General features: G+C 65.1%; 22 protein-coding genes and 1 tRNA gene. 6 read left to right on the top strand and 17 right to left on the bottom strand.

The annotated features are described in order from the left end of the window. Window positions 1-100 precede the first annotated feature (100 nt). Complete coding sequence (locus AC1DPF_RS06425; RefSeq protein ID WP_477868509.1) at window positions 101-466, top strand: c-type cytochrome; 366 nt, start codon at window positions 101-103, stop codon at window positions 464-466. Window positions 467-539: 73 nt separating this feature from the next. Here AC1DPF_RS06425 and AC1DPF_RS06430 read toward each other — a convergent pair whose 3' ends face one another. Both AC1DPF_RS06430 and AC1DPF_RS06435 read right to left on the bottom strand, forming a co-directional pair. Beyond that, entirely contained in the window at window positions 540-701 is a 162-nt protein-coding gene (locus AC1DPF_RS06430) for a hypothetical protein (RefSeq protein WP_477868507.1), read from the bottom strand. A gap of 736 nt (window positions 702-1,437) precedes the next feature. Then, a tRNA-Tyr gene (locus tag AC1DPF_RS06435) sits at window positions 1,438-1,523 on the bottom strand. Between the two features lie 124 nt (window positions 1,524-1,647). On the opposite strand from AC1DPF_RS06435, the gene rlmB reads away from it, so the two are divergent. Next, entirely contained in the window at window positions 1,648-2,391 is a 744-nt protein-coding gene (gene rlmB, locus AC1DPF_RS06440; RefSeq protein WP_477868505.1) for a 23S rRNA (guanosine(2251)-2'-O)-methyltransferase RlmB, read from the top strand. Window positions 2,392-2,654: 263 nt separating this feature from the next. Here the strand turns inward: rlmB and AC1DPF_RS06445 are convergent, their stop codons facing one another. Beyond that, on the bottom strand, window positions 2,655-2,972 hold the full coding sequence (locus AC1DPF_RS06445) for a 2Fe-2S iron-sulfur cluster-binding protein (RefSeq protein WP_477868503.1): 318 nt from the start codon (window positions 2,970-2,972) through the stop codon (window positions 2,655-2,657). Between the two features lie 79 nt (window positions 2,973-3,051). Here AC1DPF_RS06445 and AC1DPF_RS06450 point away from each other — a divergent pair, with 79 nt between their 5' ends. After that, window positions 3,052-3,687: a DNA-3-methyladenine glycosylase family protein gene (locus tag AC1DPF_RS06450; protein WP_477960292.1), complete on the top strand. Its 636-nt coding sequence runs from the start codon at window positions 3,052-3,054 to the stop codon at window positions 3,685-3,687. A 25-nt stretch (window positions 3,688-3,712) separates the two neighbouring features. On the opposite strand, the gene pheT is transcribed toward AC1DPF_RS06450, so the two are convergent. The 4 genes from pheT to rpmI form a co-directional block, all read right to left on the bottom strand. Then, complete coding sequence (gene pheT, locus AC1DPF_RS06455; protein ID WP_477960294.1) at window positions 3,713-6,088, bottom strand: phenylalanine--tRNA ligase subunit beta; 2,376 nt, start codon at window positions 6,086-6,088, stop codon at window positions 3,713-3,715. Beyond that, on the bottom strand, window positions 6,085-7,185 hold the full coding sequence (pheS, locus tag AC1DPF_RS06460) for a phenylalanine--tRNA ligase subunit alpha (protein ID WP_477960297.1): 1,101 nt from the start codon (window positions 7,183-7,185) through the stop codon (window positions 6,085-6,087). The genes pheT and pheS overlap by 4 nt, the downstream gene beginning before the upstream one ends. A gap of 143 nt (window positions 7,186-7,328) precedes the next feature. Continuing rightward, window positions 7,329-7,706: a 50S ribosomal protein L20 gene (gene rplT, locus AC1DPF_RS06465; RefSeq protein WP_477960299.1), complete on the bottom strand. Its 378-nt coding sequence runs from the start codon at window positions 7,704-7,706 to the stop codon at window positions 7,329-7,331. Between the two features lie 13 nt (window positions 7,707-7,719). Then, window positions 7,720-7,923 (bottom strand): 50S ribosomal protein L35, encoded by a 204-nt coding sequence (gene rpmI, locus AC1DPF_RS06470; RefSeq protein WP_477868493.1) that lies wholly within the window; start codon window positions 7,921-7,923, stop codon window positions 7,720-7,722. Window positions 7,924-8,078: 155 nt separating this feature from the next. Here rpmI and AC1DPF_RS06475 point away from each other — a divergent pair, with 155 nt between their 5' ends. Then, entirely contained in the window at window positions 8,079-10,211 is a 2,133-nt protein-coding gene (locus tag AC1DPF_RS06475) for an AsmA family protein (RefSeq protein WP_477960400.1), read from the top strand. 60 nt (window positions 10,212-10,271) lie between these two features. Here AC1DPF_RS06475 and AC1DPF_RS06480 read toward each other — a convergent pair whose 3' ends face one another. Beyond that, the gene (locus tag AC1DPF_RS06480) at window positions 10,272-10,430 is read right to left on the bottom strand and encodes a hypothetical protein (RefSeq protein WP_477960301.1); all 159 of its coding nucleotides are present in this window, start codon (window positions 10,428-10,430) and stop codon (window positions 10,272-10,274) included. A 152-nt stretch (window positions 10,431-10,582) separates the two neighbouring features. Between AC1DPF_RS06480 and AC1DPF_RS06485 the strand changes: the two genes are divergently transcribed. Next, complete coding sequence (locus tag AC1DPF_RS06485) at window positions 10,583-11,179, top strand: MarR family winged helix-turn-helix transcriptional regulator (RefSeq protein ID WP_477868490.1); 597 nt, start codon at window positions 10,583-10,585, stop codon at window positions 11,177-11,179. 150 nt (window positions 11,180-11,329) lie between these two features. On the opposite strand, the gene AC1DPF_RS06490 is transcribed toward AC1DPF_RS06485, so the two are convergent. The 8 genes from AC1DPF_RS06490 to AC1DPF_RS06525 form a co-directional block, all read right to left on the bottom strand. Then, complete coding sequence (locus tag AC1DPF_RS06490) at window positions 11,330-12,223, bottom strand: HpcH/HpaI aldolase/citrate lyase family protein (protein ID WP_477960303.1); 894 nt, start codon at window positions 12,221-12,223, stop codon at window positions 11,330-11,332. Beyond that, the gene (locus AC1DPF_RS06495) at window positions 12,220-12,681 is read right to left on the bottom strand and encodes a MaoC family dehydratase (protein ID WP_477868486.1); all 462 of its coding nucleotides are present in this window, start codon (window positions 12,679-12,681) and stop codon (window positions 12,220-12,222) included. The genes AC1DPF_RS06490 and AC1DPF_RS06495 overlap by 4 nt, the downstream gene beginning before the upstream one ends. Before the next feature lie 157 nt (window positions 12,682-12,838). Further along, complete coding sequence (locus tag AC1DPF_RS06500) at window positions 12,839-13,111, bottom strand: Rieske (2Fe-2S) protein (protein WP_477868484.1); 273 nt, start codon at window positions 13,109-13,111, stop codon at window positions 12,839-12,841. Window positions 13,112-13,374: 263 nt separating this feature from the next. Further along, window positions 13,375-14,745: an FAD/NAD(P)-binding protein gene (locus AC1DPF_RS06505; RefSeq protein ID WP_477960305.1), complete on the bottom strand. Its 1,371-nt coding sequence runs from the start codon at window positions 14,743-14,745 to the stop codon at window positions 13,375-13,377. A gap of 108 nt (window positions 14,746-14,853) precedes the next feature. After that, on the bottom strand, window positions 14,854-16,932 hold the full coding sequence (locus AC1DPF_RS06510) for a PAS domain-containing protein (protein ID WP_477960307.1): 2,079 nt from the start codon (window positions 16,930-16,932) through the stop codon (window positions 14,854-14,856). Beyond that, window positions 16,922-18,409, bottom strand: a complete 1,488-nt coding sequence (locus AC1DPF_RS06515) for an ATPase domain-containing protein (protein ID WP_477960309.1) — start codon at window positions 18,407-18,409, stop codon at window positions 16,922-16,924. The genes AC1DPF_RS06510 and AC1DPF_RS06515 overlap by 11 nt, the downstream gene beginning before the upstream one ends. A gap of 90 nt (window positions 18,410-18,499) precedes the next feature. Next, complete coding sequence (trpD, locus tag AC1DPF_RS06520) at window positions 18,500-19,486, bottom strand: anthranilate phosphoribosyltransferase (protein WP_477960310.1); 987 nt, start codon at window positions 19,484-19,486, stop codon at window positions 18,500-18,502. A 2-nt stretch (window positions 19,487-19,488) separates the two neighbouring features. Next, window positions 19,489-20,082, bottom strand: coding sequence for an anthranilate synthase component II (locus AC1DPF_RS06525; RefSeq protein WP_477868474.1), 594 nt, complete (start codon window positions 20,080-20,082; stop codon window positions 19,489-19,491). 136 nt (window positions 20,083-20,218) lie between these two features. Between AC1DPF_RS06525 and AC1DPF_RS06530 the strand changes: the two genes are divergently transcribed. Continuing rightward, complete coding sequence (locus AC1DPF_RS06530; protein WP_477960313.1) at window positions 20,219-22,099, top strand: CocE/NonD family hydrolase; 1,881 nt, start codon at window positions 20,219-20,221, stop codon at window positions 22,097-22,099. Between the two features lie 72 nt (window positions 22,100-22,171). Here the strand turns inward: AC1DPF_RS06530 and AC1DPF_RS06535 are convergent, their stop codons facing one another. After that, window positions 22,172-23,416: a DNA adenine methylase gene (locus AC1DPF_RS06535; protein ID WP_477868470.1), complete on the bottom strand. Its 1,245-nt coding sequence runs from the start codon at window positions 23,414-23,416 to the stop codon at window positions 22,172-22,174. Window positions 23,417-23,473 lie beyond the last annotated feature (57 nt).

Below are 23,473 nucleotides of genomic sequence, written 5' to 3' on the forward strand. Positions count from 1 at the left end.
CAGTAATGGCCGCTGTTCAGCCTTGCGACAGAACCTCCACCGCAATAGACGAATTCTTCGTCGCCCGGGCCAAAGCTTGGCCGGCCTGAAAGGATCGCTGATGCAGCACCGCCTTGTTCTCTGCTCGATCGTCACGTTTTCGGTCGCCGCGCCGGCGCTCGCGGCACCGCTGCCCAAGCCAGCAGCTTTCGGGATCTGTTCGGCTTGCCACAAGGTTGAGAAGGGCGCGCCCAATTCGATCGGCCCGAACCTGTACGGTATCGGCAACACCAAAGCAGGCGAGGTGCCCGGCTTCGCCTTTTCGCCGGCGATGAAGAACTCGAAGGTCAAATGGACGCGAATCAACCTGATCGCGTTCATACAGGAGCCGCAAAAGACCGTGCCCGGCACCCGCATGCCATTTGGCGGCCTCAAGAACCCCGCCTCGGCAGCGGCAATTGCCGATTATATCCTTTCGCTCAAATAAGTTCGACCGGGCCGGCAAGCATGCCGGCCGGAACGCGCACTGGGATCGACGATCCCACGCCACCGGACGCGCGTTATGCTGTCGCGACCTCGATGATCGCGTACCAAAGACCGGCCGAGCTGACGAAGGCAAAAGCGATCCCGAGGACGTTGAAGTCGCTGAACTTCACCACATGACTGCGCCGGGTGCTCCAAAGGGGATGAGGCCCCTGTGCGGGCCGCGAAACGGCGTTCATGCATCTTCTCCCAACTCTTGTGACCGGCGTAATGCTCTCTCGGCGAAAGTCTATATAAATCGATATTGCGCTGCAGTATAAACGCAATTTCCGCATGCTGCGGCGCATATAACGACAATTAACAACGGACTTATTTACTGCGTAAATAAAAACAACGAAGAACTTTACTCAAGAAAACTTCATATTAACCCTTTTATACGAAACCATCCACTTTACGATATCGATCTATTGGTAACGTTTTATGTAATAAACCTTCAATTGCTTATCCATAGCGTCTTGTTTTTATACTTGGGCAGCAAGAGGGCGATGCTGGACCTCGACTCAGCGATGAAGGCTGCGGACCGACCGAGCAGGCAAAATATCGCATCACACCAGACGGACGACTGCGCCGTTACCGGGATGGACGCTCCCGCGGCCCCGGCGGCGGCCCGTGGCGCACCTCGACTGACCGCACGAACTGGGGCAGGGACTCGCAGCGCAACTTCCCGGACCCTGGGCACGTAAAGACCAGGGACGAGGGGGGAGCAGCTTATGTCATTTCTATGCGCCTGGGGTTTCCATCGATGGGCAAGGCGGCCAGCAACGCTCAATCCGGCGCGGCTCGTTCATCGCTGCAAACGCTGTTGTGGCGTCCGTATCACAAAGAACGGGTAGATCACGCCAGATGGCGATGCCTGCGTCCGAAGCCGGGAGCGACCGGAAGAAGGTATCAGGGTCGATCGACCGAAGGGCCGGATGGTGGAGGGGACTGGATTCGAACCAGTGTACGCTTGCACGGGCAGATTTACAGTCTGCTGCCTTTAACCACTCGGCCACCCCTCCGAGGCGCCAAAAGCGAGGCGGCTCAATGGCCAATCGGAACCGGCCTGTCAACGCCAACCCACCCGAAAAAGATCAGTGCTCGCGATGCTTGCCTAGCCGGGCGCCGGATCGCTAAGGCGGGTGTATGCGCAGAGGCCATCGTCCATCCCAGTCCGTACAGGGCCGCCCCCGTTTCTGGGGCCGCCACGCCGTCATTGCCGCGCTGGCAAATCCCGCGCGCACCGTCCGCCGCATGTGGGGCACGCGCGAGGCGCTATCCGCGCTCGACCTGCCGCCGGTGATACCGGTGACCTATGCCGACGTCGCCGATCTCGGCCGCCTGGTGCCTCATGATGCACCGCATCAAGGGCTGGTGATCGAGGTCGACCCCCTGCCCGACATCTGGCTCGGCGACCTGCTCGATGCCGCGCAAGGCAACAGGCGGCCGCTCGTAATTCTCGACCAGGTCACCGATCCCCATAATGTCGGCGCGGTCCTGCGATCGGCCGCGGCGTTCGATGCTGTCGGCATCATCACCCAGGACCGCAACGCTCCACCAGAATCGGGTGCGCTGGCGCGCTCGGCCTCGGGCGCGCTCGAACTCGTGCCCTGGGTGCGGGTCGTGAACCTGGCTCGCGCCCTCGACGAGGTCGGTGAAGCCGGCTTCTGGCGGATCGGCCTTACCGGCCATGCCAAGGGCACGCTGGCCGAAGTGATGGGCGAGGCGCGAATCGCGATCGTGCTGGGCGCCGAAGGCGAGGGCATGCGCCAGAACACCGAAGCGCATTGCGACGAGCTGGCGAAACTCCCGATCAGCCCGCGCGTCGAGAGCCTGAACATCTCGAACGCCGCCGCTATCGCGCTCTACGCGATCACCACGCGCAGCTAGCGCTCCGCTGGTTGTTTGTTTGGCCCTCAAACGCCGGGCGGTCAGCATCCGCTGACCTTGGCTTCCTCGCAATAAGCTCGGGCGGCCGTTCGGCCTTGCGAAGGCCTACGGCCTCCGACACCAAAGTTCAGCGTCGAAAGCAAGTGGTTCGAAGAGACAAGCGCGAACAGCGCGTCCGAGCGCTAGCGAGGAAGCCAAGCAGGGCGGATGCCCTGCGCCCGGCGTCTGAGGGCCTATCAAAAAACCGAAGGCTGAGCCCCGGCTCAGTCTTCCGGCGCGATCGTGACGATCATGCCGTCCAGCTCGTCGGTCATCGCGAGCTGGCACGACAGCCGCGAGCGCTCGTCGCGATGATCGCTGCTGTCGAGCAGGTCATTCTCGTCGTCGCTCATCTCTGGCAGAAGCCCGCTGAACGCTGGATCGACGAAGACATGGCAGGTCGCGCAGGAGCAGCAGCCGCCGCACAGCGCCAGCAGCTCGTCGACACCATTGTCACGGATGACTTCCATCACGGACAGGCCAGCCTCGACTTCGAAGACCGATTCATCGCCCTCACGCGTGACGACAACCAACTTGGGCATTAGCACTCCCCGGCAAATGGATGCGGATTTGGCGCGGCTATGTCGTGCGTCCGCCATGAAATCAAGTGCAGGAGATGAAATGAGTCTATCCGCGGAGCAATTACGGCGCAGCCTGGATGCTTTGGCCAAGGTCGAACATGCCTTTGCCACCCGGATCGAGGCGATCGGCTATCCCGAGCCGCGGATTCGCGCACGCGGATATCAGACGCTGCTGCGCACCATCGTCGGCCAGCAGGTAAGCGTTGCCGCGGCGAACTCGATCTGGGCGAAGCTCGAGAAGCTGGTCGGTGCGGGGCTCGCACCCGAAGCGGTGGCGGTGGCGCCGGACGACCTGCTGCGGCAATGCGGACTGTCGCGCCAGAAGGTCAGCTATGCGAAAAGCCTCGCCGAGCATGTCGCCAGCGGTCATATCGATTTCGACGCCCTCCCCGCCGATGACGAGGAAGCCATCGCGACGATGACCGCGATCAAGGGCATCGGCCGCTGGTCGGCGGAAATCTACCTGCTCTTCGCCGAAGGGCGCGGCGACATGTGGCCGGCGGGCGACCTCGTCGTCCGCATCGAGGTCGGCAACCTGCTCAGCCTCCCCGAGCGGCCCACCGAAGGCGAGACGCGCCGTCTGTCCCAACCCTGGAGCCCTCACAGAGGCGCTGCCACGCTGTTTGCCTGGCACAGCTATTCGACCCGCGCGAAGGCGGCCAAGGCGGCAATGTAGCCGCCTCTGCCGCTCGGGAAGCAGCTCAGCCCCTCAGCCGCGCGCCCAGCTTCGTCGCGGCGGCGACGATCTTCTCGGAAATCGCCTGCAATTCCGCATCTGTGAAGCTTTTTTCCGAAGGCTGCAGCACGACCTCGATCGCAACCGACTTCTCGCCGTCGGCCACGCCCGCGCCCATGAAGATGTCGAACAGCCGGGCATCGGCGATTGTCGCCTTGTCGGCGCCGCGCACCGCCCGGAGCAGTTCGTCGCCCGGTCTGTCGGCGGCGATCAGAAAGGCGAAATCGCGGCGCACGGCCTGCAACGCCGGTGGTGCATAAGCCTCGCGCATGTGATCGGCCGATGCGCGCTTCGTCGGGATCGCGTCGAGGAAGATCTCCGCCGCAACCGCCGCCCCTTCCATGTCGAAGGCGCGCGCGATTGCCGGGTGGAGTTCGCCGAACTCGGCCAGGACGGTCTTGGGCCCCAGCCGCAGCGTTCCCGAGCGACCGGGATGATAGACTCCGGCCGACACCGTCTCGAACAGCTGGAGCCGGTCGACCGGCGCCCCCGCAGCGGCCAGCAGTGCGACCGCCTCGGCCTTGGCGTCATAAGCATCGAATGCCTGCGCGCGGCCGGTTCGCCAGTCGCGCGGCACGCGATCGCCCGACAATAGCAGGCCCAGGGTGACGCTTTCACGGTCGGCGAGATAACGGCGGCCTATTTCGAACAGGCGAATGCTGTCGGCGCCGCGATCGGCGTTGCGCCGTGCCGCGGCGATCAGCCCCGGCAGCAGCGACGCCCGCATGACCTTGAGATCCTCGCTGATCGGATTGGCCAGCGTCCAGCCGCCGCCGCCGAACGGCGCGGCCTCGGCCTCGCTGATGAAGCTCCACGTCACGGCCTCGTTCAGGCCCCGCGCCGCGGCGGCACGGCGGGCGCGGCGTTCGATCATCTGCGCCTGGGTGGCGGTGGGGCGCGCGACGCCATCGCCACGGGGCAAGGGCGTCGACGGGATATTGTCGATGCCGATGATGCGGACGACTTCTTCGACAAGGTCAGCCGGCCCATCGATGTCACGGCGCCAGCTCGGCACGGAGACGGTCCACACCGCGTCGATGCCAAAGCCGAGCGAGGTGAGGATCGCCCGCTGTCGATCGGCTTCCACGGACAGGCCGGCGAGCTTGCCGGTGAGCGCCGGATCGTAGCGCAGCGCCTTGGTGCCCGAAGGCGGCTTGCCTGCCTCCACCACCGCCGTAGGGGCGCCGCCGCAGATGTCCAGGATCAGCCTGGTCGCGATGGCAAGGCCAGCGCCGAGGAACTGCGGATCGACGCCGCGCTCGAAGCGGCTGCGCGCATCCGAGGTGAGGCCCAGCTTCTGGCCCGTTCGTGCGATCGACTCCGGGACGAAATAGGCACATTCGATCAGCACGTCGGTGGTGGCGGCAGTCACGCCCGACCGCTCGCCGCCCATGATGCCGCCGATATCCTCGGCGCCTTGGGAATCGGCGATCACCGTCATCGTCTCGTCGAGCACGTAGCTCTTGCCGTTGAGCGCAAGCACTTCCTCGCCCGGCTTCGCCTTGCGGGCCACCAGCGGGCCGTCGAGCTTGGCGAGATCATAGACGTGCAAAGGCCGGCCATGATCGAGCATCACGTAATTGGTGATGTCGACCAGCGCTGAAATGGGCCGCTGTCCCACCGCGACCAGCCGCTTGCGCATCCATTCGGGGCTGTCGCCGTTGACCACGCCCTTCACCGCCCGGCCAAAGAAGGCGGGGCAGCCCTCCGCGTCGTCGGTGCGAATCTCGATCGGACACTCGCCCTGGCCTGATATGGTCGGCACGTTGAGCGACTTCAGCGTACCGAGCCCCGCCGCCGCGAGATCGCGGGCGATGCCCCGCACGCCCATGCAATCCTGCCGGTTCGGTGTGACCGCGACGTCGATCACCGGATCGGCAAAGCCTGCCCAGTCGACATAGACCGCGCCGAGCGGCGCATCCGCGGGAAGCTCGATGATGCCATCATGCGACTCGCCCAGCTCGAGTTCGCGCATCGAGCACATCATGCCACGCGATTCGACTCCGCGAATGGCTGCAACCTTCAACGTGACGTCCAGCCCGGGCACATAGTCGCCCGGCCGACCCAGCACGCCGACCAGCCCGGCGCGCGCATTGGGCGCACCGCAGACGATCTGCAGAGGCTCGCCCTCGCCTGCATCGACAGACAGGACCTGGAGCTTGTCGGCCTGCGGATGCGGCGCAGCGCTCAGGACCCGCGCGATACGGAACGCGCCAAGCTTCTCGGTCGGATCCTCGACGCCCTCGACCTCCAGGCCGACCTTGGTCAGACCCTCGAGGATCGCCGCCAGGCTCGCTTCGGTTTCAAGATGCTCCTTGAGCCAGGACAGGGTGAACTTCATGCGCCCACTCCCCCGCTCAGCGTGGGTACGTCGAGTGCTGCGAAGCCGTAATGGCGCAACCAGCGCAGGTCGCCGTCGAAGAAGGCGCGCAGATCGTCCATGCCATATTTGAGCATGGCCAACCGATCTATGCCGCATCCGAAGGCGAAGCCCTGCCACTCGTCGGGATCGAGCCCGCAGCTGGCGATGACCCGCGGATGCACCATCCCCGATCCCAATATCTCCATCCAGCCGCCATTGCCGGCGGCCGGATCGCCGCCAATTACGCGCCGGCCCTTCTCCCAGGTGAAGCCGACATCGACTTCGGCCGACGGTTCGGTGAACGGGAAGAAGCTGGGGCGCAGCCGCAGCACGATGTCCTCGCGCTCGAAGAAGGCCTTCACGAAGGTCTCGAGCGTCCATTTGAGATGGCCCATATGGATGCCGCGATCGATGACGAGTCCCTCGACCTGGTGAAACATCGGCGTGTGGGTGGCATCCGAATCGGAACGATAGGTGCGGCCGGGCGCAATGATGCGAATCGGGGGCTTCTGGCTCATCATCGTGCGGATCTGAACCGGCGAGGTGTGGGTGCGCAGCAGCATCTTCTTCCCGTCGGCCTGATCGGGGAAATAAAAGGTGTCGTGCATCGCCCGTGCCGGATGGGTCTCCGGGATGTTAAGCGCGGTGAAGTTATGCCAGTCGTCCTCGATCTCGGGACCGGTGGCGACCGCGAAACCCAGGTCGGCGAAGATCTCGGCGAGTTCGTCCATCACCTGCGCGACCGGGTGCACCGATCCCGGCGCGCCCGGTGAGACCGGCAGGCTCATGTCCAGCGTCTCGGTCGCCAGCCGCGCATCGAGCACCGCCGCTTCCAGCGCCGCCTTGCGATCGGCAATCGCGGCGGTGACGGCCTCGCGCAGCGCGTGGATCCTGGGGCCCTCGGCCTGGCGCTGTTCGGGCGTCATCCCGCCCAGCGTCTTCAGCAGAGCGGTGATGTTGCCCGACTTGCCGAGCATCCGCACCCGGATTGCCTCGAGGTCGGCGAGTGACGCCGCCGATGCGATCTCCGAAAGCGCTTCCTGATCGTCTGCCACTAACCCACCCTTGTCATTCATGCGCCCGCCCGTAGCGGGCAGCGTCGGCCCATAGCAAGCCCCTCCCCTGAAGGAGAGAGGCCTTTGTCATCTCACCATGCCCAAAACAAAAAGGGCGCGGTGACCTTGGCCACCGCGCCCTCCCTGATCTTGTTTCCGAAGGCTCAGGCCGCGATGCGGGCGCCTTCGGGCAGGGCAGCCTTGGCTTGCGCGATGATGAGCGAGAAGGTCTCGCCCTCGTGCATCGCGATGTCGGCCAGGACCTTCCGGTCGAGTTCGACGCCGGCCAGCTTCAGGCCGTGCATGAACACGCCGTAGGTCAGGCCTTCGGCGCGGACCGCGGCATTGATGCGCTGGATCCACAAGGCGCGGAACGAGCGCTTCTTAACCTTGCGGTCGCGATACGCATATTGCCCGGCCTTCTCGACCGCCTGCTTGGCGATACGGATGGTGTTCTTGCGGCGGCCATAATAGCCCTTCGCCTGCTCAAGTACGCGCTTGTGCTTGGCGTGGGTGGTCGTACCGCGTTTGACGCGTGCCATTTACCGGCCCTCCTCAGTTCAGGCCGTACGGCGCCCACAGCTTCACACGGGCCGTATCGGCCTCGGCGAGAACAGTGGTGCCGCGATTCTGGCGGATATATTTTGCGTTGTGGCTGATCAGCCGGTGGCGCTTGCCGGCGACGCCATGCTTCACCTTGCCGGTGGCCGTGAGCTTGAAGCGCTTCTTGACGCCGCTCTTGGTCTTGAGTTTGGGCATTTTCGTCTCCTGCTATGCGACGGTTGCAGACAGCCACGGCAGCCCATACAGCCGGGCGGTCCATCAAATCGCGGAAGCGCGGGCCTATAAGGGCCTCGGCCACGCATTGCAACACCCGCGGAACCTGTGCCGCCGGTAAGTTGTTTCAACAGGTCATGGTCGTCGAACCCCATCCCCCGATCGAGGTTCCCGCAAACGGCTCGGGGCCTCCAGTGCCGGCAGCGAAACGCCGGCACGATCCGGCGAATCTCACGCTCGCGATCGGGTTCGGCGTCGTGGCGACGATCGTCGGCCTGATCGTCCTGGCCTGGTTCATCCTGTTCGTCACGAAGGGCCGCTTCCTCAAGCCGACCTTCGAGTCGATCGCGAGCCGGATGACCGAGCGGCAGGTCAAGGTCGCCGGCGACTTCCAGTTCTACTTCGACATCATCGACGCACGCTTCGTGGCCGACGGCCTCACCGTCTCCAATCCGCGCTGGGCCAGCCTCCCCAACGTCTTCGAAGCGAAACATATCGCAGCGCGGATCGACACCATCCCGACTCTGTTCGGCAAGCGCCAGGCCGAGTGGCTGGTACTCGATGGCGGCAAAGTGGACGCCGAGTGGGACAAGCAGCGGCGCAACACATGGACCTTCGGCGATCCCGATGCGAAGGGCGCGCCCTTCCAGTGGCCGGTGATCGGTCGAGCCGACGTGACCGATACCCAAATACGGTACATCGATCCGCAGCTGTTCCTGCGTACCGACATCGACGTGGGCGACATCGCCGCGGGCGGTCGTCGCATCGAGGGCCGGGTACCCTTCACCGGCACGGGCACGCTGCGCGACAAGCCCTTCACCATGTATGGCGCGCTGCTGTCACCGAACTCCACCGTGCGGTTCGGCCGCACCAATTTCGAGATGCACGCGAAGTCGGGCCGCACCTATCTCGACCTCGACGGCATGCTGCCGGCTGCTACGCAGATCGAGGGGTCCGATCTCGACCTCAAGGTGCGTGGTCCAAACGTCCGCCAGCTGTTCGATTTTCTCGGCGTCGCCGCGCCGGATACGCGCTCTTACTGGTTCACTTCCAAGCTGACGAAAGCTGGCGGCGAGTGGCGCTTCACGCGCATCAACGGACGCTATGGCGTGAGCGACCTGCACGGGCGGATGACGATAAGCTTCCCCAGGGAGCGGCTGTTCATCGACGCTGCGCTGAACTCGAACCTCGTCGACATCATCGATGTCGGCCCGTTCATCGGCTACGCACCCCAGGCGCTGGCGGCGCAGGGCGCGCAGGCCGCGGTCGCGCAGACCGGCGGCACGCCCCGCATCCTGCCCGACGCGCCGCTGCGCATCGAGTCGATCAAGACCTATGACGCGCGGATACGCTACAAGGTGAGGGATTTCCGGACTCCGAAATTCCCGGTATCGAACGTGGATCTCACCTTCGGTCTCGATCACAGCCTGATGACGCTGTCGCCGCTGACGCTGGATGTCGCTGGGGGCCACCTTGCTTCCGATATCAGCATCGACGCACGGGTTCCCGCGGTGGTGACCGATTACGACATTCGCCTGTCGCCCACACCGATGGGAAGGCTGTTCGCCGGTTTCGGGGTCAATCAGGCCGGCACGACGGGCACGGTCAAGGCCCGAATCCAGATGAAGGGCACCGGCGATACGCTGCACGATTCGCTCGCCACGTCGAACGGCCGGATCGCGATCATTCTGCCCAAGGGGACCTTCTGGACGCAATATATCCAACTGTCGGAGTTCGACCTGGGCGTGTTCCTGCAAAAACTCATGCAGGACAAACTGAAGAAGCCGGTGGAAATCAATTGCGGCCTGATCGGCTTCACGGTCCGTGATGGCGTCGCTGCCGCCGATCCGATCCTGATCGATACCGACAAGAATGTGATGACGGCCAAAGGCGGGTTCAGCTTCAAGGACGAATCGCTGGACCTCGCCTTCCGAGCCGACGGCAAGAAGTTCAGCCTGTTCTCCGGCCAGTCGCCGGTCGGCATCAAGGGCTATTTCGCTCGGCCGGGCATCAACATCCTGAGCCCGCAGCTACTGGCACGCGGCGGGGCCGGGTTGGCATTGGGGATCGTCGGCACCCCGCTTGCCTCGGTGCTTGCCTTCATCGACATCGGCGACGCCAAGTCGGCAGCATGCGGGCCAGTCCTCGCCGGTGCCCAGGCGAGCGCAATGCGCACCAAGGGCGGCAAGCCTCGCAAGGATGTCGGCACTGTGCGCGAGAGCCGCCAGAAGGCGGCAGATCGCAAGCAGCCTTCGGAGAACGGGCTGTAAGGCGCAGTCGCTCGACCAAGGGCGGCGAGACATGGGTCGGCACTGAACACCAGCTGGTGATCAGTCCGCCGTCCCGGCGTAGGTCGGGGTGATGAGATTGGGGTTGGTGGCAAAAGGGCGGCCGAACGAGATCGCATCGGCCTTGCCGCTTTGCAGATAAGCAGCGGCGCTGCCTCCCGTAACCGCCGTTCTGGTCAGCTCCGCATCCGGGCTGAGCACGAACCCCGCGTACCTTTGGTGGGGAGATCATCTTAAATTTRTGATCAACTACATAGAACGCAGGCGTATGATCTGCCTAGCTATCGTCGCATGGAGCATTGTCCGCAGGGCTATGATCGAATACAGCTTCGCGTTTTCAGGGGGGTATCTGGATGACAGCGACTACGCCGCTCGCCAAGGCGTCCCGAAAACCGAAGGCAAAGCCGCACGAGACCGATGCTGACGGCAACAAGCGACCGTCCGCCAAGCAGTTCCGCTTCGGGTATCTCGTGCATGACGTATCGCGCATCCGCCGTTCGGTGATGGATGACGTCATGCGCCCCTATGGGATCACCCGCGCCCAGTGGTCGATGTTGAGCACATTGTCCCGCGGCGGCAATAACGGGATGATGCAGGTCGACATCGCCCGCCTGCTCGAAGTCGGAAAGGTCACAGTCGGCGGACTGGTCGACCGGCTTGAGGCAAGCGGCCACGTCGAACGCCGTGCCGATGCCGAAGATCGCCGGGCCAAGCGCGTCTTCATCACCGAAAAGGGTTATGACGTAATTCGGCTGATGGTAACGGTCGCATCCAAGATCAACCGCCGGGTCCTGAAGGGCCTGACGCCGATCGAGGTTGAAACGGTCGAGCGCGCCCTGCTTCAGGTGAAGCGCAACCTCAAGGAGATCGCCGAAGAAGTAGCGCCCGAGGGAGGCAATTGGGCGAAACGCATAGCCGTGGCGGAGCCTGATACAGGCTTCGGTGAATGATGTTCCTGGTCCTCGCGCGCGACCGGCCAAGCGCGCTGGGGCTGAAGAACATGTGCATCCTCCACACAAGCCGAACCGATGATCAGCCGAGCCTGATGCTCATGCTCGCCCGAAAAAATGCCCCGGGCAGTGTCGCTGCCCTTGCGGATCTCAGCGACGGCGCGCCTCGTATATGGCGAGCGTCTTCTGCGCCTGCTTGAGATGGGGGATGTCGAGCATCTTGCCGTCGAGGCCGAGCGTCCCCGAGTCCGGGTTGGCCGCGAACAGATCGACCACCCGGCGTGCGAAATCGACCTCCTCGGAGGATGGCGAGAAGGCGTGATTGATGCCATCGACCTGCGCCGGGTGGATTGCGATCCGTCCTGAAAATCCCTCCGCACGCGCGGCGCGCGAGCTGGCAATCAGGCCGTCATTATCGCGGTAGTCGACGAACAGTGTATCGACTGCCTCCACTTTCGCCGCATGCGCGCCGAGCAGGCAGAGCGACCGCACCATCCGATAGGTCAGCGCCCAGCCGCCGCTGGCGTCGGTATTGCCGCTCGCGCCTATCGCGGAGGACAGATCCTCGGCCCCCCAGGTGAGGCCGTAGAGTCGCTCCAGCCCGGCTCCGGCGTAATCGCCGAGCCGGAAAGGCGAGATCGCCGTCTCGGTCGCGACCGGCAGGATCTGTATGGATCCTCTTTCCACGCCCGACGCAGTCTCGAGAGCGTCGAGATAATGGCTGACCTTCGCCACGTCCTCCGGACCATCGACCTTGGGCAGCATGATGCCATCGGGCGCGGCCGGGACGATCGCGGCGAGATCATCGAGGGTCCAGGGGGTATCGAGCGGATTGACCCGCACCCAGAGCTGCGACGTGCGCCTCGCCTTCGGCCGATCGGCGATGAAGGCTGGCACCATCTCGCGCGCGACCGGCTTGCGGGCAACCGCCACCGCGTCCTCGAGATCGAAGATGAACGCATCGGCCGCGACGCCATCGACCTTGCCCAGCTTCTTCTCGCTGTCGCCCGGAATGAACAGAAAGGAGCGAAGCGGCAGGGTCATGCGACGTCCTTCGGCTTCTTGAGCTGCAGGCCCGAGCGTTTGCACGACGCGACGAGTTCGTCCTTCTGGTTGAACGCCTTGTGGAGAAAGGTGACGATTCCCTGGTCGGGGCGCGACCTGGATTCGCGCAGTTCGATCACCTCGGTCACGACATGGATGGTATCGCCATGGAACAGCGGCGTCGGGAAGCGCACCTCGTCCCAGCCCAGGTTCGCAACCGCGGTGCCCAGCGTCGTATCGCCGACCGAAATCCCGACCATCAGCCCGAGCGTGAACGCCGAGTTGACCAGGCGCTGCCCGAAAGGCGTGCCCTTCATATATTCCTCGTCGAGGTGAAGGAGCGCCGGATTGTGCGTCATCGCCGTGAACAGGACGTTGTCGGTCTCGGTCACCGTCCGGCGGATCGGGTGGTGAAACACCTGCCCGACCGTCAGCTCGTCAAACCATACTCCAGCCATCAGCTCATCAACCCCAAGATCGCTGCGTTTCCCTTCCCCGCTCGCAAATCAAATCGCATGCTTACCATTTTGCCAGCTTGCGGATGCCGCGCAAGCCGGTCAACCATTGCCAACACTGCGCTCCACCCCAAACGTAAATCGGGCTCTCGTCGATAATCTAAAGATCGACTTCGAGATCGCCGGCCTGCTCCCGGCACGTCAGCACCGTAAGCGGCTTGGGCGTAATCGGCGACATCGAATGGCCGTCCTCCAGGCTGAAGCGTGCACCATGATGTGGACAGATGATGCTGTTGCCGCGCACCCGGCCGCCATCCATCGTCAGGTTCTGATGCGGGCAACCATCGCGTAGGACGTGGAGACCCGCCGCCGAGCGGCAGACCACAACACGCTGCCCTTCGATCGTCACCGCCACCGCACGTCCGGTAGCCACCTCGGGAACGGCAATCCGGCTCCTGCCCACGCAATTTTTCTCCACGCGCGTTCGCTGCTGCCCTTCTCACAGCTTGGACGGCAGGATTAGTCAACTAGCCTATCATATTATTCGAGGCGACACGCAGTCCGTGAACCCCACGCGCGCATCCGCTCGTCCACGATCGACCATCGGCCGCCCCATCCGGCAGCTTCGCACCGCATGCGCGCCGCACAGCGCGTTGCTGCGGACCGCATCGCGCGCCTGGCCGGCCGGCCGTCCGATCAAAGACCCTCGCCCTCCACCCAATGGGCGTGTGACAACCGCCGGGCTACCGACCATGTCTGGGCGCGGATATCGGGAACCGCCACGATCTCCCAGAAGGTTCCGCGGGTCATCGGGCCGACTACCATCAGGCGGCGATCGGCCCGGCCGTCGGCGGCGAGCGCCTCGCACTGCGGGTTGACGTCGATACCGAGATGCTCGGCATCGGGCCGGATCAGCCCTCGCTCCAGCAACCGGCGCAGCAGCGCTTCGCTCGTGCGAACGAGGTCGCCTTGCGGACCTGTACAATTGACGATCCGGCGAACGCGCAGCGTTCGCAGTTCGTCGGTCCCGCGCGGACGCCACTCGACATCGACCGCGCCCCGCGAAGGCGTAGCGCCGACCAGCTGCCCCGCCAGGATGTCGAGCTGTCCGTGCTCACGCAAGCCGGCGATGCGCGCCGCTACCGGCGGCGCAAGCCGATGGCGGTGAACATCCCACCATGCCCTCAGATGACGCAGAAAGCGCCGCCGGGCGGCGGGCTCGGCCGCCAGCCACATATCCTGGGTGAACGGCCTCAGCGCATCGACCGCCGCCCGCCAGCCGTTGTCCGCCGCCCGCCGTCGCACGGATCGCAGCAGCCTGGACGGCCGGAGCGACGGCCGCTCGGATAGCGGCGCGGCCATGACCCCGTCGGCATGCGCCTGGGGAAGCAGTCCGCGACGCGACATCGCGACGATCCTGCCGCGGAAACCGCGGGCCTCGAGCGCCAGCGCGACATCGATCATCGTCAGGCCGGTCCCGACGATCAAAACCGCATCGTCGTCGCCGAGGCCCTCGGCGACATCCGTGGCCCAGGGATCGGCCACATAGCGATCGTCATCGATAGTGGCGCCGGCCAGTGCGGGCGGCTGATGCGGCGGCAGGTTGCCGGGTGCGAGGATCACGCCGTCGGCGCGCAGCCGCCGGCCGTCGTGCAGGATGATCGTGGCGCCATTGTCGTCCAGCACGACATCCTCCGCCGCGCCCTCGACAAGCGCCAGCCGGCCGCCACTCCGCGCCATCGTCTCGTCGAGCAGGTCGGCGAGATAGTCGCCATAGACCATCCGCGGCACGAAGCCGCCGAGGTCCGGCCGGTTCGCCGCCAGCCAGCGAATGAAATGATCGGGATCGTCGCGCAACGCGCTCATATTGGCGGCGCGCACGTTCAGCAGATGGTCGGGATGCGCCGTCGAATAGGCGATGCCACGCCCGGCTGCCGGCCGACGCTCGATCAGCGTGGCCCGCGGACCGTCGTGGCGCAGCAGGTTGATCGCCTGCAGGGTTCCCGAAAAGCCCGCGCCGATGATCGCGAGATGATGGTCCCGGGCCCGCCACATCCTGTCTGCCATGTCCCTGACTAAGCGCCGCCCGCTGCGGCTGGCAAGGGCGCATAGGGGTGGGGTGGGTGGGGGGATCTCCGCGAGGCAATGTAGCCAATAGGCCTTGATCTCCGCCAGTCAGCCCGCCGCCAATATCTCACCGACCTTCTGGCCGAGGTCGTCGAGTGAGAAGGGCTTGGTGATCATGCTCATATTGGCGCCGAGGAAGCCCGAGCGGATCGTCGCGCTCTCGGCATAGCCGGTGACGAACAGGATCGGCAGCTCAGGGCGATAGTCGCGCGCGGTCTCCGCCAGCTGGCGGCCGTTCATGCCCGGCAGGCCGACGTCCGATATCATAAGGTCGATCGGCACGGCCGAGGCCAGGACGGGTATCGCCGATGCGCCGTCGCAGGCTTCGATCGCGGTATAGCCGACTTCCTCGAGCACGTCGCGGATCAGCAGCCGCACCGACGCGTCGTCTTCCACCACCAGCACCCGCTGGCCATCGCCCTGCGGCGCAGCGGGGCCAGGCGCCTCCGCCACAATGCCGGGCCGATCGGCTGCCGGGAGGTAGATACTCACGGTCGTTCCAGCATTCTCGATGCTGTCGATCGCGACGAAGCCGCCATTCTGGCGCGCGAAGCCATAGACCATCGACAGGCCCAGGCCGGTGCCTTGGCCCAGCGGCTTGGTGGTGAAGAAGGGCTCGAACACCTTGTCGAGCAGGTCGACCGGCATGCCCACGCCGGTGTCGGAGACGCTCAGCACGACGAACCGCCCCGCCTCGGCATCGACGATGTCGGCCGCCTGTGCCGCGTTCAGCTCGGCATAGCGGGTGGCGACGGTGAGCATGCCCCCCTCCGGCATCGCGTCTCGCGCGTTGATCGTCAGGTTCAGGATCGCGCTTTCGAGCTGGTTGGCGTCGGCGATTCCAGCCGGCACCGCGGGATCGAGCCGCAGGTCGAGCGCAATCTGCTCCCCGATCGTGCGTTCGAGCAGATCGCCCAGCGATCCGACCAGCGCATTGACGTCGAGCGGTTTGGAATCGAGCGACTGGCGCCGCGAAAAGGCCAGCAGGCGCTGGGTAAGGCCCGCCGCGCGCAACGCCGAGGTCGTCGCCGCGTCCATGAAGCGGTCGAGGTCGTCGAGGCGACCCGAGGCGATCCGGCGCCGCATGATGTCCATCGCGCCGATGATGCCGGTCAGCATATTGTTGAAATCATGCGCGATGCCGCCGGTCAGCTGGCCGACCGCCTCCATCTTCTGGCTCTGGTGGAGATGTTCGTTGGCCCGCGCCAGTTCCTCGGTGCGCTCGTGCACCATCGCCTCGAGGTCCTCGCGGCTCTTGGCGAGCACGTCGCGCGCCTCGACGATCTCCTGGATATCGGTGCAGGTGCCGAACCAGCGGACGATCGCTCCCGCGGCATCGCGCATCGGCTGCGCGCGCCCGAGCACCCAGCGATAGACACCGGAGTGGTGCTTCAGCCGATATTCGATGTGATAGGGCTCGCCCGTGGTCAGCGACTGGCGCCAGCGCGACCAGGCGCGTTCCTGGTCCTCGGGGTGGAACATCTCGTTCCAGCCCTCGCCGTCGGTGGAGCCGTGCGGCACGCCGGTAAAATCGTACCAGCGCTGGTTATAATAGTCGTGATAACCATCGGGCAACGTCGACCAGACCATATGGTCGATGGAGTCGGCGATCGCCTGGAACTTGGCCTCGCTCTCGAGCAGTTCGTCCTGGCTGCGCGCCAGCGCGGCATTGCGCAGCTCGATCTGCGCAAGGTGGTCGCGCATCTCGAACTGCTTCTGGCGCGAGCGCAGCGCCGAAGACACCGCGCTGAGCAGCGACACCGAGCTCAGCGGGCGTTCGAGCACCGTGAAATTGTCGACGACTTCGGAGATGCGCAGCACGGCTGCCTGGCCTGGCGGTAGCGGCCCCATGCGGCGTGCCGCCAGCACCACGAAGGGCAGGTCCGACCAGGTCGGCTGGGCCTCAAGCGCGGCCCGCAACGGCCGCTGGTCGACGCCGAGCGCCTCCTCCGTCAGCACTACCGCCCCGACATGATCGTCGAGCAAGGCGGCGATCTCGCTCAGGCTTCCGCACGCCGTGGCATCGTAGCCCTCGCGCTTCAGGAGCCGGCAGACGCTCTCCGCATCCCTGCCATAGGGCGCCAGAACCAGAACCTTGTGGCCTAGCGCGGCCGTCCTATGCGGCACTTCGATCTTCCATCAACGGCGCCGCGACCCCCATATATTCGGGCGTCCCGGTCAGTACGCCGCGGAAATTGGTAAGCGGCGCGCCGATCCGGATGCCGCCCCCGTCGATCCGCAGCTCACGGATCGCATCCTCATGCTGGCCGCCGCGATTCTTGAGGATCGAGATTGCTTTCCGGATGCGGCCGCCTGCCTCGAAGAAGCGGATAAGCGCCACGCTATCGGCGACATAGGAGATGTTGAGGCTGGTCGACATGGACCCGACTAGCCCGTGCTGCGGATTGATCAGGAAGGTGACCACGCCATAATGGTTCAGATAGGACAGCAGCTCGTGCATCTGCAGGATCAGCTGCTGCTCCTGCGGCATCGCCGCAAGATAGCCGTTGAGGCTGTCGATCACGATCATCCGGGATCCGCGGCGCTCCACCTCGTCCCGCACCATGGCCGCGAACTGGCCCGGCGAAAGCTCGGCCGGATCGACCTGCGTGATCACGAGGCAGCCGCTGTCGATATAATGTTGGAGCTGCGTCTCGAGCTTGCCGGTCCGCGCCAGCAACGTGCTGATCCGTTCGTCGAACTGATACATCGTCGTGGGTTCGCCCCGCGCGCAAGCGGCGACGATGAACTGCATGGCGATCGACGTCTTGCCCGCGCCCGCCGGGCCGGTCACCAACGTGCTGGTGCCGCGCATCGGTCCACCGCCCCACAGCGCGTCGAGTTCGGGAATGCCGCTCGATACCATGGAATTCTGGAAAGGCTCGGCATGGTCGGACGCGATCAGGCGCGGGAAGACCTCGATTCCTCCCTTGCGGATGACGAGATCGTGATAGCCCGCGACGAATTCGACACCGCGCAGCTTCTGGACCTGCAGCCGCCGCCGCGCCGCGCCGAAATCGAGCGTCAGCCGGTCCAGCGTGATGACCCCATGGCACAGGCTGTGCAGATGCGTGTCACGCTCCCCACCCGAAGACGTCAGGTCGTCGACCAGGATCACGGTCGTATCCCGCCCTGCGAAGAACTGCTTGAGCGCCAGCACCTGCCGCCGGTAGCGCAGCGCATCCTGCGCGAGCAGCCGCATCTCGGACAGGCTGTCGAACACCACCCGGCGCGGGTTGGTGCGCTCGACCTGCTCCTCGATCAGCCGCACGGTCTCACCAAGCTCGACCTCCCAGCTGTAGAGCACCGACTGGTCGCGGTCGCCGCCGAGCACCTCTTCCGCCTGGGCGAACTCGAACAGATCGATCCCCGCCAGATCCCAGCCATGGGACGCGGCTACGGCATGCAGCTCCTCGCTGGTTTCGGACAGGGTGATGTACAGGCAGCTTTCGCCCTGCCTTATTCCCTCCAGCAGATATTGCAGCGCGAGGGTGGTCTTGCCCGATCCCGGTGAACCTTCCAGCAGGTAAAGCCGGCTCGGAGGCAGGCCGCCGTTCAGGATCGTGTCGAGCCCCGGGTTGCCCGAGGATATTCTGTTGGACATCAAACTGCATCCAGTCTTTTCGAAAGCGTAATGGTCTTCAACCCCGATATTGTCGCGAGGTTCCCGCCGTTACGCCGCCCAAAAAACGAATCAATAAGCGATCCACCGCGCGAGAAGCGCCCTGGCCGCTCCGCTATCGATCGCTTCTTCCGCAATGGAAATGGCGTCTTGCCAATTAGTTGACTTACCCCCGACGATCAATGCGGCAGCCGCATTCAGCAGCACCGCATCGCGATAGGCGCCGGCTTCGCCCGCCAGCAGCCGGCCCAGCGCCGCGGCGTTGAAGGCTGCGTCGCCACCCCGGATCGCGGTGAGCGGATGACGGCTCAGCCCGGCAGTCTCCGGCTCAAACCGTTCCGGTCCCCAACCGATGCTACCCAGCCGGAACAGGCTGCTCGGGCCACCGATAGACAGTTCGTCGAGTGGCTCGTCGCCCGACACGAGCATGGCCGCGTCGCAGCCGATCCGCTCGATCGCGGCGGCATAGACGGGGATGAAATCGGGCCGCGCGACACCGATCAGCTGGCGGGTCACGCCGGCCGGATTGGCGATCGGACCGAGCAGGTTGAAGATCGTCCGCCTGCCGATACGCTTGCGGATCGGGCCGAGCGGCTTCAGTGCCGGATGATGCTTCTGGGCGAACAGGAAACACAGGCCGATCTCGGCAAGCGACCCCTCCGCCCGCTCGGAGGCGCGGTCGAGGTCCAGTCCCAGCGCCTCGAGCGTATCGGCAGCGCCGGCCTTCGACGATGCCGCCCGGTTGCCGTGCTTCGCGACCGGCACGCCGGCCGCTGCTACAATGATCGCCACTGCGGTCGAGACGTTGAGGCTGTGCGCGCCGTCGCCGCCGGTACCGCAGACGTCGATGGCGCCAACGGGCGCGCCCACGCGGATCATCCGCTCGCGCATCGCCAGTGCCGCGCCGGCGATTTCGGCATCCGTCTCGTCGCGCTCGGCCATGGCGGTCAGGAAGGCAACGAGGCGCTCCTCGTCGAACGCGCCGTCCAATATCGCCGCAAAGGTCTCATAGGCGGTTTGCTGGTCGAGCGGCCTGTGCGGGTCCGGCAGAAGCGGCAAGGTCAGGCGCGCTCTTTGACCCGCATCCCGGCCGCGCGCATGAAATTGGCGAGCATCGCATGGCCATGCTCGGTGGCGATGCTCTCGGGATGGAACTGCACGCCGTGGATCGGCAGGGACGCGTGGCGGACGCCCATCACCTGCCCGTCGGGCGTGCGCGCGTTGATCAGCAGTTCGGCGGGCAGCCCCTCCTCCGGCACGATCAGCGAGTGATAGCGCGTGGCCGTGAAGGGCGACGGCAGGCCCTCATAGAGGCCGGTGCCGTCATGCAGGATCGGGCTCGTCTTGCCGTGCATCAGCTGCGGCGCGCGAACGACCTTGCCGCCGAAATGCTGGCCGATCGACTGGTGCCCCAGGCATACGCCGAGCAGGGGTCGCCGGTGCGCGGCGCAGGCGGCGACGAGATCGAGCGAGATGCCCGCCTCGTTCGGCGTGCACGGGCCGGGGGAGATCAGGAAAGCCTCCGCACCGCTCGACATCGCCTGGCCGACGCCAATCGCGTCGTTGCGCACGACATCGACCTCGGCGCCCAGCTCCATCAGATAGTGGACGAGGTTCCAGGTGAAGCTGTCATAATTGTCGATGACGAGGATCATGGGCGGCTCTTTAGCGCCTACGTCATCCCAGCGAAAGCTGGGATCTCCTTTTCCTTGGCGCAAATTTGAACCGAGATCCCAGCTTTCGCTGGGATGGCGAACATTATAGCGTCGTGCAGGATCTCGGAGTGACTAAATGATCAAGCGCAAAATTCTCAGCGCAGTGGCGCTCCTCATGCTCGCCTCGGCGGGCACCCCCCAGACGCCGCCGATGACCCCCGACATTCCCGACGGCTTCGAGACGGTCACGCCGGCTGCCGATTACATCCGGCGCGAGGTGATGATCCCGATGCGCGACGGCAAGAAGATGTTCGCGGTGATCGTGATGCGCAAGGGCACCGCCAATGCACCGATCCTGCTGACCCGCACCCCTTATAATGCGGGCGACACGACCAGCCGCAATCAGAGCCAGAAGATCGAGGAGATCCTGCCGGTCTCCGATGCCGAGTTCGTCGATGACGGCTATATCCGCGTCTATGAGGACGTGCGCGGTCGCAACAAATCCGAAGGCGACTATGTGATGAACCGCCCGTTGCGCGGTCCGCTCAACGGCACGCCGATCGATCATGCCACCGACGCCTATGACACGATCGACTGGCTGGTGAAGAATGTGCCCGAGACCAATGGCCGGGTCGGCATGACCGGATCGTCCTATCCGGGCTTTACGACGCTGATGGCGACGATCGATCCACATCCGGCACTGAAGGCGGTGGTGCCGATGAGCCCGATGGTCGACGGCTGGATGGGCGACGATTGGTTTCACAACGGCGCATTCCGTCAGAATAGCTATGATTATCTCACCGAGCAGACCGCCACCAAGGACGATGGCGACGATGTCGCCTCGGGCACTGGCGACCAATATGCGCTGTGGCTCGGCAGCGGGTCGGCCGGCGACTATATGAAAGCCTATGGGCTCGACACGCTGCCCGCGGCGCGCAAGATGGCCGAACACCCCGCCTATGACGCCTATTGGCGGGAGCAGGCGGTCGACAAGCTGCTGGCCGCGCGGCCGTTCACCGTTCCGATGATGCTGGTCGTCGGTCAGTGGGACCAGGAGGACAGCTATGGCGCCGCCGCGGTCTACCGCGCGCTCAAGCCCAAGGACAGCGACGGCAGGCTCCATCTGGTAGTCGGACCGTGGCGGCACAGCGGCGTCAATTATGACGGCTCGTCGCTCGGGCCGCTGCGCTTCGCGGGCGATACCGCGCTTCAGTTCCGCCGCGACGTGATGAAGCCGTTCCTCGATCAATATCTCAAGAGCGGCAGTCCCCGCGTCTCCACGCCTCCGGTGCTGACCTATGACAGCGGCCGCAACCGCTGGCAGCCGACCGCCGGCATCTTCGACACCAGGCTCACCCCGCTCTACCTGCAGCCCGGTGCGGCGCTCGGCTGGAACAAGGGCGCGAAGCCCGGCCGCGACGACTATGTCTCCGATCCCGCCAAGCCGGTGCCGTTCGTCGCGCGCCCAGTCCACTGGGGGAATGCCGATGTCTGGAAGCCGTGGCTGGTGTCCGATCAGCGCTTCGTCGATGGCCGGCCCGACGTGCTGACCTATGTCACCGAACCGTTGACCAGGGCCGTCCACATATTGGGGCGGCCGATGGTCGACCTGTTCGCCGCGACCAGCGGAACCGACAGCGACTGGGTCGTGAAGCTGATCGACGTCTATCCCGAGGAGATGACGTCGGATGCCAGGCTGGCCGGCTATCAGCTCGGCATCGGCATGGAGATCTTCCGCGGCCGCTATGTCGACGGCTTCGACAAGCCGCGCGCGCTGAAATCCGGCAAGGCGGAGCATTACCGCTTCGAGCTGCCGACGGTCAACCACAGCTTCCTGCCAGGCCACCGCATCATGGTGCAGGTCCAGTCGAGCTGGTTCCCGCTCTACGACCGCAACCCGCAAAGCTATGTGCCGAACATCTTTCACGCCCGGCCGGGCGACTATCGAAAGGCGACGCAGAGCGTGTTCACGGGTGGCGCTGCCGCGAGCGCGGTGCTGTTGCCGGTGGTAGACTGAGACAATTCGGTTTTTCGTCAGTGATCGGCCTGGCGGCGATCATCACCAGCCTCTCCGCGCTGATCCGGTCGCTCAGGCGGCGGGTATCGCCGCCGCTTCGCGGTGGCTGCGCAGCGCCTGGCGCTCCTGCGCGAGGATCTCGTCGCAGATCGCCTCTGCCGAACAGGGGGCCGCTTTCGCGGTATCGACGAGCAGGACGAACTCGGCGTTCATCGGCTTGCGCGAGAAGCGCTGAGCGCTGACCCGGTAGCGCTTGTAGGGCTGGATGAAGGCCGATGTCGCGCCGCGCGCGCAGCAGGCGCGGGCAAGATCGAGCAGTGGGATATTGCCGTCGGTGCTGTAGCTGACCGCGATCCAGCGCGCCGCCAGGCCATCCACCAGCGCGGCAAAGGCCGCCGCCGCGTCACGCGCATGGTTATAGGGGCTGCGGCGTTCGGTCCGCCAGTCGCGACGGATCGCGGACTTGTCGCCATGGCTGGTGATCTTGCGTTCCAGCGGCGGGCTGTCCCACAGCGCGATCGTGTTCAGGACATGATAGTTCGAGCCATAAGGGTGCTGGTTGTAGGGCGGATCGACATAGACGAAGTCATAGCTGCGCCCATGCTCCCGGCTGAAGCGTTGCGCGTCGAGCCGCGTTACCTCATTGGCCTGACCATTGTCGCAGAACGCCGCCGGCTCCAGCCGCAGGTCGCCGCAGATGCGATAGAGCGCCGTGCCGTTGCTGCCGCCCCAGCCGGCATGAAAGCCCTTGAACAGGCCGGACGTGTTGCTGGCGTAGCATGCCTGGTAGAGCAAGGGCGCCATCAGGCAGGCAAGCTGCGCATCGGCGAAGCCGGCGGCATCCTTCAGCCGCTCGATCTCCTGCCGGATCGCGTCGATGCGCATGCCGTTCTTGCGCATGAAGAACAGCCGGTCGCGCCCGATCACATAATGCTCATCATCGTCGGGGCAGAGGTGATCGGTTATCCAGCCTGCAACCGACGGCAGGGCGTTGAGCTGCCCGATCATCGCGGCATAGCCGTCGGCGCCGAACGATGGCGGGCTGTTGCAGCCGATATAGCAGCGGTTGATCTGCTCCGAATAGGGCTCCCAGTCGTTGGCGATGACCCGCAGGCCCTGCGCCTTGGCGAAGCGCGCTACCACGCCGCTGCCCGAGAACAGATCGACGAAGCTGTCACCGGGCGCGATGCCGCTCGCCGCGATCGCCCGCTGGATCAGCGGCAGAAGCTTACGCTTGTTGCCGATATAGGGAATGAGCTGGTTGAAGATGAAGCTGTCGGTGCTGCGGGCGGCGTGCTTGCGGCGTTCATATTTCACGACCTGTTCGCCTCCCCCACCGCCGGCCTTCGATACCGCGCATGCGGTATCGCTGTC

The organism is Rhizorhabdus sp. P4_G6 (genome assembly GCF_056401045.1).